This window comes from Taklimakanibacter deserti, assembly GCA_003574785.1.
In genome coordinates, this window is the sequence record QORU01000012.1 from 150,161 (window position 1) to 166,005 (window position 15,845).

At 55.4% G+C, this 15,845-nt stretch carries 11 protein-coding genes; 9 read left to right on the top strand and 2 right to left on the bottom strand.

The window, feature by feature from the left end; genetic code table 11:
• Nucleotides 1-1,378: 1,378 nt before the first annotated feature.
• Nucleotides 1,379-2,224, bottom strand: a complete 846-nt coding sequence (locus DS839_RS24535; RefSeq protein ID WP_162918773.1) for a hypothetical protein — start codon at nucleotides 2,222-2,224, stop codon at nucleotides 1,379-1,381.
• A 7-nt stretch (nucleotides 2,225-2,231) separates the two neighbouring features.
• A complete protein-coding gene (locus tag DS839_RS24540) occupies nucleotides 2,232-3,794 on the bottom strand; it encodes an AAA family ATPase (RefSeq protein WP_368911886.1) in 1,563 nt (520 codons plus the stop codon).
• A gap of 1,247 nt (nucleotides 3,795-5,041) precedes the next feature.
• On the opposite strand from DS839_RS24540, the gene DS839_RS24550 reads away from it, so the two are divergent.
• The 9 genes from DS839_RS24550 (at nucleotide 5,042) to DS839_RS37040 (ending at nucleotide 15,611) form a co-directional block, all read left to right on the top strand.
• Nucleotides 5,042-9,772, top strand: a complete 4,731-nt coding sequence (locus DS839_RS24550; protein ID WP_119273127.1) for an AAA domain-containing protein — start codon at nucleotides 5,042-5,044, stop codon at nucleotides 9,770-9,772.
• Nucleotides 9,773-9,876: 104 nt separating this feature from the next.
• Nucleotides 9,877-11,208, top strand: coding sequence for a hypothetical protein (locus DS839_RS24555; protein WP_119273128.1), 1,332 nt, complete (start codon nucleotides 9,877-9,879; stop codon nucleotides 11,206-11,208).
• A gap of 210 nt (nucleotides 11,209-11,418) precedes the next feature.
• Nucleotides 11,419-11,577, top strand: coding sequence for a hypothetical protein (locus DS839_RS36660; protein ID WP_162918775.1), 159 nt, complete (start codon nucleotides 11,419-11,421; stop codon nucleotides 11,575-11,577).
• 475 nt (nucleotides 11,578-12,052) lie between these two features.
• Nucleotides 12,053-12,196: a hypothetical protein gene (locus tag DS839_RS37030; RefSeq protein WP_368911887.1), complete on the top strand. Its 144-nt coding sequence runs from the start codon at nucleotides 12,053-12,055 to the stop codon at nucleotides 12,194-12,196.
• A gap of 163 nt (nucleotides 12,197-12,359) precedes the next feature.
• Nucleotides 12,360-13,037, top strand: a complete 678-nt coding sequence (locus tag DS839_RS24570) for a hypothetical protein (protein ID WP_119273130.1) — start codon at nucleotides 12,360-12,362, stop codon at nucleotides 13,035-13,037.
• Nucleotides 13,034-14,149, top strand: coding sequence for a helix-turn-helix domain-containing protein (locus tag DS839_RS24575; RefSeq protein WP_119273131.1), 1,116 nt, complete (start codon nucleotides 13,034-13,036; stop codon nucleotides 14,147-14,149). Before DS839_RS24570 ends, DS839_RS24575 begins: the two co-directional genes overlap by 4 nt.
• A gap of 687 nt (nucleotides 14,150-14,836) precedes the next feature.
• A complete protein-coding gene (locus DS839_RS24585) occupies nucleotides 14,837-14,989 on the top strand; it encodes a hypothetical protein (protein WP_368911888.1) in 153 nt (50 codons plus the stop codon).
• On the top strand, nucleotides 14,973-15,164 hold the full coding sequence (locus tag DS839_RS37035; protein WP_368911889.1) for a hypothetical protein: 192 nt from the start codon (nucleotides 14,973-14,975) through the stop codon (nucleotides 15,162-15,164). Before DS839_RS24585 ends, DS839_RS37035 begins: the two co-directional genes overlap by 17 nt.
• A gap of 42 nt (nucleotides 15,165-15,206) precedes the next feature.
• Nucleotides 15,207-15,611 (top strand): hypothetical protein, encoded by a 405-nt coding sequence (locus DS839_RS37040; protein WP_368911890.1) that lies wholly within the window; start codon nucleotides 15,207-15,209, stop codon nucleotides 15,609-15,611.
• The last annotated feature ends 234 nt before the right edge of the window (nucleotides 15,612-15,845 follow it).

A 15,845-nucleotide genomic window follows, 5' to 3' on the forward strand; every position in this document is an offset into this window, starting at 1 on the left:
ACTTCCCTACCGACTAATCGGAAGTCTTTGAGAACGTCAGCCGGGGCAGCAAAGGGCAGCGTTTTGGCTAAATGGGGCCTTCTGCGGTATCCTCGTTAGCTGGAACTCAGAACATGAGAAGAGCACGACTATCCGGGTTTGCGATTTGCCGGTCATATTCTTGCTTGCTTATCCCGACCAAGTTCACATAAAAATTCCTGCATCTGCTCCAAATCGTGTAGTGCTCGACCCCTTTTTTCGTTGGGCATCTCGCCAAGCTTTTCGCAGCTCCCGATCTAGGTCCTCCGAACTCATACCACCATGGGCTACAACAGCCTTCGATACATCAAACAAGAAGTCGGTCCGCGTTAGCGAACATCCTATGTCCAGCAGTTCGTCTTCCGAGGAAAGATACCAGTAAAATGGGATCTGTTTCGACATCGCGATAGCCTTTGTTCCGAAGTCTGGCACCCTAAATCAAAGGAGCGATCGCATGAGTTTTATGCACTCCTGCCCTAAGGTTCGATTATGAAGGTTTAAGCGCACAAAGGCCAAGAGTTTCTCCCACGTATCCCTCAAATCGAGCCAGAAAGACTCGCGATTATAATACCATTTCCCCCTGTTACGTCAGCATAGGGACGGCGATTTATCCATTTTGGCTACCCGAGTACGCCCGAACAAATCCGTCGGCCTACGCCGTAGCTTGCCCTGGAGCGCAGTAGACTTTTTGGTGGGCGGTGACAGGCATGTCGGGCTTTGTCCTCGGTTCACATGCTGCCGGGTTGCTTCCCTTTTGGCTGCCGGATAGAGCTAGGCGGGCCTCGCTATGCCCCATGAGAACCAACCAGAGATCGGGTCTGGGAAGCCTTGAACCAGGGGGCGTATTTCGCCCTCGTCGAGGTCTTTCTTGGCCCGGTAGCCAGTCATCAGAGGCCTGCTGAGCCCTGGAAGCATGCCGAACGCTTCTAGGACGGCCGATTTCCGTCTGAGCCTCGGCAGTAGTTTCATCCGCGAAATCGCCGCCAGCGATGCGTTCCACATACTTGCGTAGGGCAATGCCGTTCTGGTCCCCCATTTTGCAGGCAAAACAAGATTCCTAAATGTCAATTACAGGATAGATTGTTTAGGCATTTATCCAACATCAGAGCTACTATTCATCTCTCCTACCTATTGCGCTACGCACCCTTTTTTTGGGGGCCGGATAGACCTGCACGCTGCTGTCCTTCTTTGGTGGGGCATTGGGCAGTTCTCGCTCAGCCGTTTTCTTGAGAAGCGAACACAGTACCGTTCTCGGACGCCCCCTACCAAGTCCCACGGGTAACTAGGCCCCCGGCGATGGTGCCAATCAAACGGCGAAACTCAGACGATAGGCAGAACCATGCATAGGCCCGCCGCAACGTTAAACAGGTATACTCAGATACCCGCCCTGCACGAACCACGCGTTGCCCGCAAGCGTCTGGTACATAACGTGCTGCCAGCTGTTGGGGCGTGAGACCCACCGATCCCGCTCCTCGGCAAGGTATGCGGCAACTGCAGCGCTTCCGCCGGCGCTTTCGAGATCGACAAGCCGCTGCCGTATGGTGCTCAGATCATCGTTCGCGTTCGATGTGTAGACGTGGCCGAGCTTAAAAACGTTGAAATGCCTAAGCACCCGCTCCTGTTGGATCTCTGGCCAGGGCGCGGGTGCGGCAACGTGGAACTGAAGCACGGGGTTTCCTAGCGTGCTTAGCGATCCGAAGATCCACTGTTGAGCCGTGAGGTCGTCGTAATACGGGTGCAGCGTCTGCTCCCCCGGGTTGGCCGGATACTTCGCGAGCTTGCCCGCTTGGCAGAAGTCGCATGATGGCACGAGGTTATAGGGGCATACTGAGAGGTCGGGGTATTTGGACTGCGGCAGATGATGATCAAGCGTGCGGACCATACCGACGCCGCAAAGCGGGCACTTGCTGTTCGGGGCCGCGTTCTTAATGAGATTGTAGTAATCACGGGCATTGCCACTCGCACTGCTCATCTGGTCCTTGTACAAGCTCTTCAAGTCGTCGGCCGTGGAAGCTCCAACAGACACCACTCGGGGAACCAGGTGTAAGGTCTTGGCAGTTGCGCTGGTGTTATAGGCCGCCGCGGTCGCCAGCATCGTCGGAACAGCCGCGTTCAGTCGCCCGGCGCGGACCGGATCCGTCAAGCCGTCGATGCACGCGGCCAGCAGGTCGGCGGGCGTAACCGGCGGCAAAGGAAGAGTGCGCATGTCTAGTCTACTGTCCCGGCGGAAGAAGTGATATGGCGCGTGCCAGCGCCCTACCCTCGGCCCCGAGTTGGCCATTGAAAGCCTGGAGGATCTGCTCGTAACTACTGCCGGGGGCTATATCGGCGATCAGCTTGTGAAACCCAGTCTGCGTTACTTCGAGGCCGAACACTTCGCGCGTTAGCACGCCTAGATTCTCACCAAAGGTCTCGCGCTCAGGCCGGTCCGCTCGCACCTCGTGCCCGGCTCGGCCCAGCTTCCACACGCAGGAAGCGGGGACTTCCTGCAGCACGACCGGCGAATGGGTTGCGATGATGGCCACTCCATTCCGGTTGGTCAGCAATTGGGAGAGGGCGCGCACGAAGGCAGAGAGCAGCGGTGGATGCAGATGGCCCTCCGGCTCGTCAATCAGCACTAGCGATTTCTCCTCTACCTGCTCAACCAGGCTCGTAATAGAAAGGAGGACAGCGGCGTGGCCCGAACTTAAACGCAAGAAAAGATTTCGCGCACGGCTCTCTACATCCGGCACCTGCTCGTTGGCTAGCGTCGTGACGGCCGCCTCGGCGAATAATGGATCCGCCTCAAGGCTTTCCAGCGCAGTCATCCACCGGCCGCGCCTCACACCCTCGCGGCACTTAGCAACGCTCTTGGCGAACTCGTCCGCAAGCTCCCTCAGCGATTTAACCCGTAACGTGCTGAGCGGCGGTAAGTTCAGCCCAGCCAGGGGCTCGCTAGTGACTAAGCCAATGTAAGAATATCGCTTCTTTGATTCTGCGGGTAGGACGAGCGGTCCTCTGGCATCGAAGGCGCTGAAGGAAACAGTAACTAGGCCAGCGAAGCCGGGATCAGCGTCCTCCTCGTCCGAAAGCCATGAATTGGCCTGCGGCATCGTATTGCGCAGCAGGCCTGTCTGCTGGTTTGGATCTTCGGCCGAGATCCCCAACAACGTTCGGGCAAGGAAGTCGAAGCACCTTGTCTTGCCGACTCCATTGCGCCCTATGAGCACGTGGATGTTGGTCGCAGGTCTGGAGTTCGGATAGACGGCGAAACTGAGTATCGGGGGCGGTGTCAACGCCGCCTGAGTGGCGGGAAACTCGTAGGTAAAGCTATATTCGGTCAGCGCTACCTGCGCGTTCGCGAGACGATGCAATCTCTCCCGGACGCGTCTAGTCTCGATGTCACGAAGAAGCGAGTTAACCATAACAGCCTCGTCCTCGTTCTCCTCAAGAATATTGAGCGCAAACGCGCAGTCTCGAAGTGCTTGCAGATAGTTGATCCTGAAATCGTCGCCTAGTTCAATTAAGGTCTCGTAGTAGTTCTCATTCTGGCCTATAGAAAAGAAGCTCTGATCGAGCGCGCCGAAGCCCGCCGGCAGCTCTGTGCTACCCTGCGTTTCAACCATGCCCTTACGCCCAATCTTGACGCGGCCAATTCCCACGCGCGTCCCATTCGGTTGGATAATAGTGACGTTGTAGAGTGTGTACCACTTGAACCAGTCGTTCCAATCGGCCTTGATCAAGACGCAGATGGGCGCTGCCTCAGGTGCAGGGTACGAGCCGACAACGAATCTCACGATGCTCTCCTATCCAGCAGATCGCTACACTACTCGGTTTGCGCAGTATAGCGGCCTTCTCTGGCTAGATGAACTCGGCTCCTGGCGGATCGAAGCACAAATGGCGTGCATACCTTCCCTGACTGATCGAATGGCAGTGCGCGGGAAACTCAATGATAATGTCAGCCGTAAGGTGCGATTCTACCTTGCCGCCCTCCTTCTCAGCCGGCGAGCATAGTCGGGAGCCGCCAAGCATGCTTTCCAATGCCCTTGAGAACGCCAATCGTGTAAAAGCCCTTTGCTCCCCCACCGGCTAAGCTCAAGATTCGGCAGGGGCGCTCCGGCGAATGTCACTTGATCATGCTCCTACAGCAGCCTGATCTCTGCCACCAATACGAACAAGAGGTCCTTTTGTCGACCTGTGCCGAATCGGTTATCGCCTTGGCAAACCCATTTCAGGCCAGGAGTGGAACGTACGGCCGCGGAACACCTCCGCTTGAGGAAAGATCCAACATTCTCGTGCTCGACATCGCGACGGCGGGGAGCTCCCGCCAACACATTCCCGAGTTCAAAACTGATATCAGGAACCTACTATACTGGGATAAATGCAGGGATTGCCCGGATAGAGCGCGGTCGATCAGCGCCAAAATCAAGAGCTTACACTAACACCTGGACTCCTCAGGCATCCGCCTATGGCCGTTGTGCCGGGGGAGCCAGCGCGACAGCTAAACTCCGTGGGTGTTGATGGGGACGATTGGAGTATCCAATCCTGGGCCCCGCGAATTGAGTACTTGCGACCCGCGCCCGTACGGTACTCGGCAACACCGAGACGGTCGAAGGGATGTCACATTGTCATCGGGATGGCAACCCGAGCCAGTATGATTGGTGGGAGCGCCCGAAAAAGCTTTCGGCGACGGCGCGGGAAAACTCGCCGGCACACGCGTCCAAAGAATATTAGATATGCACTTTTTCGCCGACGGCCGTCGGCCTTGGACAATCGGGCAGAAAGGGCCGGAGTTCTGCCCGACGCACGCACTACTCCGGAGCAATATCTACGATAAGCCGCGGAGGGGCGTCTGTTGCTCGAATCCAATCTGAAACTCCCCATAACAGACGAGCCGATAAGCAACCGGCAAACACCCGCGCGGACGAGCGCCTAAACACTTTCGAATAGCTCGTGACCCAGCGAATAGCATATGGCATGATGGCTGTTCTAGGGTGGCGGTTTCTGCACTCCGCTGTGTGGAAACGGGGACCAGGCGACAATAATGGCATGCCGAGTGAGATATCTCAGCAGTGCAGGGATCCATCTTCGCGAAATACCGGGGATAGACGCCCTAGCTCAAGCATACCCAGAACCTTGGTTGCTTTACACTTCGCTACAGTGTTTCCCCCGCAATGAGCCGCCGATCGAGATTGATGCGATGGTGGTCATGGACGACCGCGTACTTCTTCTTGAGATCAAAGATTGGAATGGCACTCTCACCCACAATGGTGACCAATGGTTGATAGATGGGCGGCGGCGGGGTCGTTCCGCAGTCGACAGCGTAAGTATGAAAGCAAGGAAGGTAAAAACCTTTTTGAGCGGGGTCATCCCCGGCTTCTCTAAGTACTACGTCGACTCACGTGTTGTTCTGACGGGATCAGCGACAAAAAATGGGTTATCTCCGACGGAGCAGCCACACGTTTGGACGCTTGGTGACGCGGTATCCATTTCTACACCGGCGGGAAAGCTAGGCCTCTTAGGATCTAGGACCCTTCATGTGAAGAAAGCCTTCCAGTTCGAATCTGAGCTGGAACGTGTAACTCGGAATGCGAAGCTATTCGGGCCATTGGAAGCGACCTGGGATGGTTTCCGGGTAGTAGAAGAGGATGTGGTTGTACATCCGCGCCGAATATGGCGAGAACACCGCTCTGAACGAATCCGAGACACCCGCTACAAGGCACTTTTGCGGGTCTGGTCGTTTGACAAACTTCCGCCAGGGCTAAACAGTCCGGATAGGCGACGCTTTGTGGCGGAACGCGAGTTGAGAGCTATCGGCCGCTTGAACGATCTTGGAAGCAGCCTCGTGCGACAAGGAGCAGTTCTCCTTCCAGTTGGCGAGGACAAAGACGAAATTCTCACTCAACACTTCGAGTTAAGGGGGCTTCCGCCAGGCTTGGGCTGGATGACGTTAGATCGGTACATGGCGCGAACTGAGGATGAGCTTCGCATTGATGATCGAACGTTGGTTGTCTCAACCTTGCTCGGGGCTGTAGGTGAGCTTCATGCCAGGGACATCGCGCACCGCGACCTCGGTGCTAGGTCAATATGGATTGGCAGTCCAACGCGTATCGCGCTGACGGGGCTCATGTCGTGCCAAATGCCGGACGAGAGCTCGATCGGAGATTGGGCGTCAACGCTGCGTGGTTATGCTGATCCCACGCCCGAGGACAATGATCCGTCGCTCGCAGCCGGCGGAAAGCATCGTGACGTTTTCGCCTTGGGGCGACTCGCTTTTGAGGTGCTGAGTGGGAGATTATTGGATCCGAACGAGTTAATTCCAGAGGGCATAGAATCTGTCCTACCTGGGATAGGTCAATGGATTGCCCGGGCAACTGAACGTGCAGCAAATCAGCGCTTCGCAAATGCACGGGAGATGGCAGACGAATTCACAGTACTCGTGGAGCAGAGCGAGCGGAAAGGTGTGAATGACACACTGATAGACCGCCATCAGACAACTGATAACCCTTACGTCTCATATGCAATCGTTCAGAACCTGTATCAGAGCGGTAGAAACCACATTTTTGTTACTCGCAACGCTGAAGGTATCGAGCTCGTAGTAAAAATTTGGCTCGGACTCCAACGGGGCACGAGTACCGCCGTAGATATGGCGTTGACAAGATTATTCGAAGGCATCAATAGGCTGATGCAAATCCCCACAGCAGTGGCGCCGGAATACGTGCGTTCTGCGCTATCTCCAGTGGGCCCATTCGCAGTTTACCGGCATGAGGTCGGAACGACACTTGGCATGATCCCGCCAGAAGAATGGGCTGACAGACTTGCTGCTGGTGATGTACTCCGCTTCATCTTAAAGTTCGTGGAGGGTGTCGGCATTCTCCACGCAATCGGATGCTCTCATGGCGACATAGCACCTAAGAATATACTTGTACGCGACGACGTTGGAACGCCGTGCCTACTTGACCTTTTTGACATGATTGAAGTTGGGTCCGGAAGCATTCGGACACCCAATCTATGTCCCGAGGGGTGGGAAGGCCTAACTGAACAGCAACTTGATCGCTATGCGACCTTAAGAGTCGTGGAACTAATTCTGGATCGCGTCAAAGATTCAAGATTAGCAAATGTACTGCAGGTGGTTGGGCAGGAACTGACTAGACCGGCAATTGAGACCTTTGATCCACTATTGCGCTGTCTACGTGCAGTGGAGCTACGATTTCATGGCCCAAAAGCACCGCATGTCAAACTTCAATTTCCCGGGGGATCTTCAGACTTTCTAAGGTCCGACAACGGAATTTACTACCTGCGCGCTCAAGCGCCTTGGCCGGGTGTAGTTGAGTATAGCATATCGGGTGTCGAACGAACCCTGGCTTTTGGTGTTGACGGAATCCGCATTACCTACGTGCGGCACGTTAGGGCCACATTTTCAAGCCTCACGCATGCATCACAACATGGTGTTCCAATTCGACTAGATCTGTCGATCGCGGCCGGTCCAGAAGCAGGGTTCGAGGACCTCTTTACCGTCATTGCGCCTCTGGTTGATCCCCCGGGTGTTCAGGCTACGGAAGTCACGGCCGCGCGCAGGTTGGATATTGCTCGATACTGGCGAAAGCTACTGGATCTCGAACAATCTCTTCAGCCTCAAGTCAAGGTACTGAGGGATTTGAGCCCGTCCAATGGCTCATTTACTGCTTACGCTTACGAACGAATTGGCCTTGATTTCGATTTCGACGCTGGAACCACGGTTGAAGTACGACTTCCGAGCGGAAAGAAGATTGGCGAAGTTAACTTGGAACAAACAGATTCGAAGACACTGATAATAGAGCACTTTGACCGCCGACTTGTGGCCGGCGATATTGTAAACCTGGTAGATCGAAAATCGCGCACATCGCTTGATCGTCGCACAAAGGCCGTGGAGAAGATTCTGGACGGAGAAGCGGCGATTGAAAGGCTTGTGGACTATTTTACGCCAGACAAGTCCCTGCAGGTGACGGACTTCGGTATCGATGTGGCTGATGATGTAATCGCCCGCTACCGGCTGAATCACGGGCAGGGTAGTGCTTTCAAGCATATCGTACGATATGGCCCAGTAGGCTACTTGCAGGGACCACCGGGTACGGGCAAGACGCATTTTATTGCTTCGCTCGTACATTGGCTGGTCGCTGACCAAGGCGCGCGCCGCATTCTGATCGCCAGCCAGTCGCATGAGGCAGTTAATAATGCCATTGAGGCATTGTTAAATCTTATCAAGCAGCTCGGCGGCCGCGCGCCCAGCCTACTGCGTATCGGCTCAAAAGGCATTACCGACAAAATACGTCCATTTCATACGAAGTCGTTGCAAGAGCGCTACCAAACAAGATTCGAAACTGCGTTCAAGCATCGAGTGGCCGGACTGGGGATGGCGATGGGCCTGCGCCGACAATTCATTTACGACGGCGTAGAAATTGATCGGCAGCTTGGCACGCTCACTCGCCGCTTGCTGATGTTGGCGAAGGCTGAGAGCGACGACGCTCCGGTGTCTGCGGAAGAGCGGCGCCGCAGAGATACTGCCGTTGCCACAGCGGTTAGGGCATTCAGGGCCGCTGCTGCGGATTTGTTGGGGCGGGAGCCGGATGTTGCCGCCGTTCATGGAGAACTTACAAACACCTTTGAGACTCTCATCAGTAAGCATCCGGGAACTTCGCCAGCCGACATAAAAAAACTCCGCCAATTGTTGGATTTGTCGAGGGAATGGGCAGCTTCTCTTGCTTCAGCGCATAGAAACTTTGAGGAGTTCCTTGCAAAGACTCGTACTATTGTGACGGCGACTTGTGTCGGTGTTGGCCAAACCAAGATCAGAATTGATGCCAAGCCATTCGACTGGGTGATTGTTGATGAAGCGGCCCGATGCACACCGAGCGAGTTAGCCGTTCCAATTCAATTGGGTCGTCGAATACTGCTCGTTGGCGATCATCGGCAACTTCTTCCAATGATGGATAGGGGGGTTTTGAAGGGACTCCAAGAGGAGATGCCGGACATTCCGTTGGCCGAGCTCATTCGAAGCGACTTTGAACGCGCGTACCTCTCAAGCTACGGCCGAGACAATGGTAAGACGCTCACTGAGCAATATAGGATGAGCCCGCAGATCTGCAATTTGGTATCGCGCATCTTCTACGAACCAGACAAGGTGCAGCTTATCACTTCAAACGATCGCGAAGCGGACCCTCTTTTTGCCGTTGATCGTCCCAAGCTGTTTGCGCGCCGGATCGTATGGGTGGACACGTCAGCAGAGCGCAGTCACTTAGAACGCTCCGCCGAATGGGATGATACCACTTTCTGGAACCCGGCAGAGGTCGAAGCGGTGCTTCGGCTGCTGGAACGCATTTCGGAAGATCAAGATCTTGTAGCAGGGTTGGCCGCTGGCAAGGAGGAGGCGCCAATAGGCGTAATCTGTATGTATAGCGCGCAAAAAGTGAAGATAGAACAAGCCTTTTCAAGTCGACCATGGGAAGCAAGATTTCGCAGAATGGTGAGGATCGAGACGGTAGACTCTTATCAAGGAAAAGAAAATACTATTGTCATTCTAACGCTGGTGAGATGCAGTGCCCATCGCGAGCAAGGCCATGTTCGGAATGCAAATCGCTGCAATGTCGCGATGTCTCGTGCCAAAGAGAAACTATTCATAGTTGGAGCTCGCTCAATGTGGTCAAAGGTTGGCGGGGAGTCGCCAATGCGCAGAGTCCTTTGGGACATAGACGCGCACGTGGACGATGCGATGACCGTAGCAGCTGGAAAATTGTAGTGGCGAGCAGTGTTCCCATAACGGTCTGTACATTCGGCTTCAATGTTCCGTGTCGGCGGTTTCTGTTAACGGCAAATGTTACTCGCGACCGGCGGCTTCCGGTCGTGGACGAGTTCGTACTGCGAACACTGAAACTAACAGAGTCGATACCAGCCAAAAGACTTGCTGCGTATTTTGGTTTCAGCGAGGCCGAGGCCGAGACCGTGATTAGTGATCTTGTCGCTCGCGGCCTGTTGTCTGTTGATGGCGATAATTTGTCCCTTCACGCGTCAGCCCACGAGCACTTTCGTGGAGTCGACGAGGGTGCGCCACGGGTAGTCGAAATTGATACTTGGGTCGACCGAGTTTGGTTTGATTTAATTAGCCGAAACATGATGGTGCCGGAGCGTGCCAGGCCGCTGCGGAACCTAATCGATCTGCCGTCCGAAAATATTTCGCGTGACGTTCCCATCGCCTTCGCGCGTCGGGCCTTTGAAGAAAATTTTGCAGAATACCTTCGCAAAGTCAGGCGTGTTAACAATCCAGATCGCATCGGCCTCTATTCTGTATCGGAGGTTCAGCAGGACCGTTTTGGATTTGTTGTAGTGAAAGGATGGGAGGATCTACTGGTGGATCCCGAACCTAAACTACGCGCTCATCTTCTTGACATCGAGGTGGACGACCTTACACGCTATTTGCCGCTTACTAGCGCTATGACTGATGCGTACCGACGCCTAAAGGGGCCCGAGCCGTCGAACGCTGCGCTCGAAGATTTTCAACGCCTCGTAGGTGACACAAGCGTGGTGGAGGCGCATCACAAGAAGGGAGGTCTGGATCTTGGATCTTGGTTATCGACCAATGCTGGAGCCCTCAATCGAGAGCGGCGTGCGATTTTTGGTGCGTCATATCTTGTTCGAAATATAGACGTATTTACGTCACTAGTGACGGAGAAGCTGATCTCGAAGGCAGTGTCAGTTTCAAGCCCACTCCAACTTGTATGGTTTAGGCCTGGTGGCACAGTCTGGGGTACATCGTCTGATCTTCAAGACGCGCTTTTCAAGATTCGAGGCGCCGTGCGAGCGGCAAATCCGCAAGCTGTGGTTCACTCGAAATTAGTCATTCCGCAAATATTGCGGCGCGACAATCCATTTCGGTTCAATAGATTGTTCGACGACGGTTATATTGCTCCGGCAGGCTATCTCAGTCCTGGCCTTGAGATCATGTATCTAGAGGGCGTTGGTGCGATTGTACTGGTGGTCACTTCGATGGCCCCGACAGTCACCGTGTCTGTCGGGTTTGCCCTAGTGGACGACGCCGGAGTGCAACGTATCCATAAGGCACTTGAATGGCAAAATCTTCGTAAGTCAGCCGACAAGTTGTGGACGAAGTCGGGTGACAACGCTGAGGATGAGATCGTTCCAGAGATACCTCGGGCGGAGCCCGAAGAGGATTCTTAGGCCGAGAGGGCGTTCGTTCGGTGAAGCCCGTTGCCTCAGCCGCATGCTTGTTGGGGGCGGCCCGCGATCAATTTATCGCGGACATCTATCAAACAAACCGTTCTGCAGTTGTATGCCCTCGTCCATGCCTTAAGGGTTGGGCTGGCAAAAGGCTTAACCTTAGTGGTTGATGTCCTTCTCGGGACATAGGTAACAGGTGATACCGGAGACATGAGCGCGTGCGTCCTTGCGGGTAACGAACTCGTCATCCATCGCGGCGCGGATACGGTCGGCAACGGTGGCCCCGGCGCGGCGCCGGCCGAGCAGGTGGCGGTACGCATGGACCGCCTCATGCGCGATGATTTCGATCCGATGCCCCTTTTTCGTTAAGGGTAGGGGGAGTGTAGGGAGGTCGGCCCACGGCTTCTTTTGGCGGCTCGAGGAAAATCATATCCCAGCCCCACTCCGAGTAGGCTGTTCACAGGCACGAAGTAAGAGCCCCTTACCGAGAGCTTTATCTCGAGGGCGCGACGGCCTATGCGCCAACCCTTAGTGAAGACGCCCTCGGCATTGGGGGGTAGTGTCTCAGTTTGAAATCTAACCTATCGAATCCGGCCCGGCTTCCTATATGCTTAGCGGAAAGCATGGAGACGCCGATGCCTACCATAGAACTGTTGGCTGTCAATTGGGAGCGGCCGGACGACCGCTCTGTGGTGCTCCGCACGGTTACGTCCTATTCATCGTCACCAACAGACCTAAACCAGACCGGTGCTTGGTTGCGAGCGGAAACCCCTTCGTGCGACGGCTACCAAATCAAGGGCGATGACGGCCAAGTGCTCATCGTTTACCGCGAAAGAAGCCTCTAATGCCAACCGGATCGAAAGCCCCAAAGCGCCCCGCTGACGTCATCGGCAACGCCGTCAAGGTGATGAGGATCGCCGTGGGTGAGGATACCGACGATGCGCCGCCGCCGGTCGATGACGGCAAGAAAAGGCGGCTCAGGAACTGAGCCGGATGGGCGGTAAAGCGCGGGCGGAGGGGCTGTCAGCCAAGCGGCGAAAGGAAATTGCGGGGAAGGCGGCGACATGTCGGTAGAAAAACAAATAACTCTCTAGACACAGGATGGGTATTTGGGTAGTACGGTATGCGCGAGTCAGAACAGGATTCTTGCTATGCCAGACTTCCTTGAAGTGCTTGACAGTGCATTTCCGGAGCATACCTACGGCGACACCATTCGAGCCCTGCGAGAAGGGGTCGCGCTTGGCGACGATGCGGTTAAGAGCCTTCCTTTCCTGGATACTCCCGTGGGAAAGGATTTTCGCGGACTGATGCGCCGCGCCGGCGTGATGTTTCGATTGCACCAACTCTGTATAGCCGGAGATCTTCCATTCGAAGCCGAGTTCACGCCAATGCCTATTGGTAGTTGGCACTGGCTAGAGATCCGCAGCGGACAATGTCGCGGCTTTTTGGTTAGGACGGCGGATAAGGATGCCTTTCCCGAGGACACACCCAACCAGCAGGATAAGCGTCACTCCAATCAGATCGACTTGTTCGACGACCCGAAAGTCGTTCAACTGCCTACGGCAAAACTTTACACTGCATGGCTGTGCTACGGGTCTACGAAGAATGGCGCATTGAGCCATGCTCTTTGGGGCTTGCCCAGTGGCCAGGAATCTGAAACTTGGCTGGCTAGAAAGGACGCGCTGAACGCCGTCCGTACAGTAATTGTCAAACCCGAAGACAAGAAAAAACCCACACTCAATCCGCGTGACGCCATGAAATTCCGAGATGAAATCCGTGAAGCTCTTGAGCAACAGAAAGGTGATTTGGATATTGGCAAAGAAAAATGATTGGTGAGCAGCATAAACTTATCCCTGAACGCATTCGGGAAGCGCGGGAAGCAACGGGGCTAACAGATGACCAATTTGCAGATGCTATTGGCGTCTCACGTGGCGCAATTGGACACTATGAAACTGGCTTAAGCGCGCCTAGGGGCGAGATATTCGCGAGAATAATTGAGGTGACTGGTCAACCTCCGTCTTTCTTCACGACACCAAGAAACAGGTCTGTATCGCGCTTCCGCATGCCCAATTGGCGTAGCTTGAAAAGGATGCAGCGGCCCGAGCGGCTGCGTATCGCCCGCAGATTGGAATGGGCCTTCGACATCACATCCTATCTTGAGCGCTTCATTGAACTGCCGCCCGTCCGTTTGCCCGAGATTGATTTCGACTACGAGACAGATGACGACGACAAAATCGAATCTGTAGCTGAGGCTGTCCGTAAACTTTGGGGGCTTGCTCAGGAACCGATCACCGATCTCGTAGCAGTGCTAGAGTTCAATGGCTGCATTTTGATCGAAGAAGATGTGAAATGCGACGACATGGACGCCGTTTCGCGGTGGCAGGGAGGGCGACCGTACATCCTCTATTCGAAGGAGGTTCAAAGCACGTCACGAACGCTTTTTAATCTTGCCCATGAACTAGGCCACATCGTCTTGCATGCATCAATTGAGGTGACCAGCAAGAATCTTGAAAAAGTCGAACGGCAAGCAAATAGATTTGCAGGCGCGTTGCTGCTGCCAAGAGCGCAGTTCGCATCCGAGGTTGCCAGCACTTCTATTGATTATTTCCTGGCCATGAAACAGCGCTGGCGCGTTGCCGTCGCAGCTATGGTTTATCGCTGCAAAGACTTGGAAATTCTCAACCCTGTGCAGGTCCAGTACATTTGGAAACAGATGAATATCCGGCGCATCCGCAAAAAGGAGCCGCTGGACAATGCCTTCCCTCTGCCCTCACCGACCGTATTGGCGACGGGAATGCGAATGCTGATGGAACATGGCGTTCAGCCCAAGGCACAGATTGTGGGCGCTCTGGCCCTAAACACTTTCGACATTGAAAGCCTGAGCGGACTGGAACGGGAGGAACTGCAAACTCAAGTTGTGCAGCTGCGACTTTTAAAATGAACTATTATGCTTGACGCCTAAGCATGGAGTTCTCAAATCCTCTCCATGCTCTGCGAGGGCACGTCGATGAGGGCGGTTTCCCGCCTGACGAACACCAGCATCAATATGGTCGGCAAGCTGCATCATAGATGCGGGTAAACCCGGCGGGCTCACGATGACATCGCGGAGGTCGGCAGATAGCACCACCAGCTGCCCCCACCTATTCGCAGGCAAGCGTGCCGTGCCCACAGGTTCGTAGCCGCTCTCCGAAATACCGCCGTGTGCCTTCTTCATAGATGCCCGAGCGCATTCCCGTGATCTCGGACAGTTTGATGACCGCTTGCCAGTTCCGGCTCATCCTCAAGCATCCAGGGGCAAGGGTACCCGCAGACACAATTCTGCCGGCTTTCTGCTGGGATGGTTACAGGGATAGGGTACGGCTGCGCTGAGGGTACGGAGACCTTTTCAATCAGTTGGCGGAAAAAGTAGGCTCCTATATGATCCGCCACGCCGGTGCCGTCCAGACTACAAATCTGGGGGTCAGAGGTTCGAATCCTTTCGGGTGCGCCACTAGTCCATGACATTGCTTGATAAATTTGGCTACTGACTTGATGGTGCCGATGACCAGTCGTCTGGGTAACACCGGGGAGCACGAAAACCTTCGCAAGGTCTGCACTCCGAAGCCACATAATGGAGTTGGAGGAAACTGTGGGGTTGTACAAGCAGTGGTGTGACGCCACCAAGGAAGAAGACAAGCGCAAGCGCTACTGGACCTATGTCGAGAAGGATGGCGGCCGCGATGAGATTCGCGACGACCTCGCCGAGACGATGCGGTCACTTTGCCATGGGCGTTGGGCTTGAGGCCGGCCTAGCGATCGACGCGATGGCGGACGAGCTTGCAATTGAGCTCGACCGCGCGGATGCCGCTGCGATCTCCGGCGACGCCGACGAACTCGCCGACGCGCTCGCAATCTTGGGCGAGCAGCTCTTCGCGATCCGGCCCTTCGTTCCGGGAAAGCCGCTCCCGGTCAATTAGAAAATCATCCTCAAGCAATGGATATCCGGCATAGAGGTCAGCGTGATCGGCCCGAATAACATGCGCACAATCGAGGATGCGTTCATGTACCGCTTGGTCTGGGCACTTGAAGGGATCCGAACGCGGCGCGTGAGCCTTGGTTGGACACCTGATGTCGCCGCCGGCGGTGCCGCCGCCTCGCTAGAGACCGGCGTACCGCAATTCATGATGTCATTGCTGATCCGCGCTGGGTTGCCCTCTCGGCGTGCCGCGATGGCGGCGGTTGAAAGCACTAAGCCTGCATTCGTCACCCCAGCGGAAATGCGCGCCTGGCTCGAGTCCAACGAAATCACGGCGCTGACCGACGCCGGTATTTGGCCAACACCCGACACCGCGGCGCTTTTGGTCGCGATTCCGGACGGAGGCCCTGAGCGGCAGCACCCACCAATGGTCGGTCGATCACTATGAGCGTCTACTCGACATCGCGGCCGCACCACCTGCCGGCCATTATCGGATCGTCACGGACGACGACGGTAGCACTTGGCTCGTGACTCCCGACTACAGTCGGGTCGCCACCTTCATAAAGCCCGCGTCCGATCCCAAGCCCAGCCTCTTCTCGGGTCGCTTGCCGGGCGGCACTAGGCTGGTGCACGCCTTGCGCGTCGGGCGCGGGAAACTGCGCTGGCCGCGGGCCGACACGTA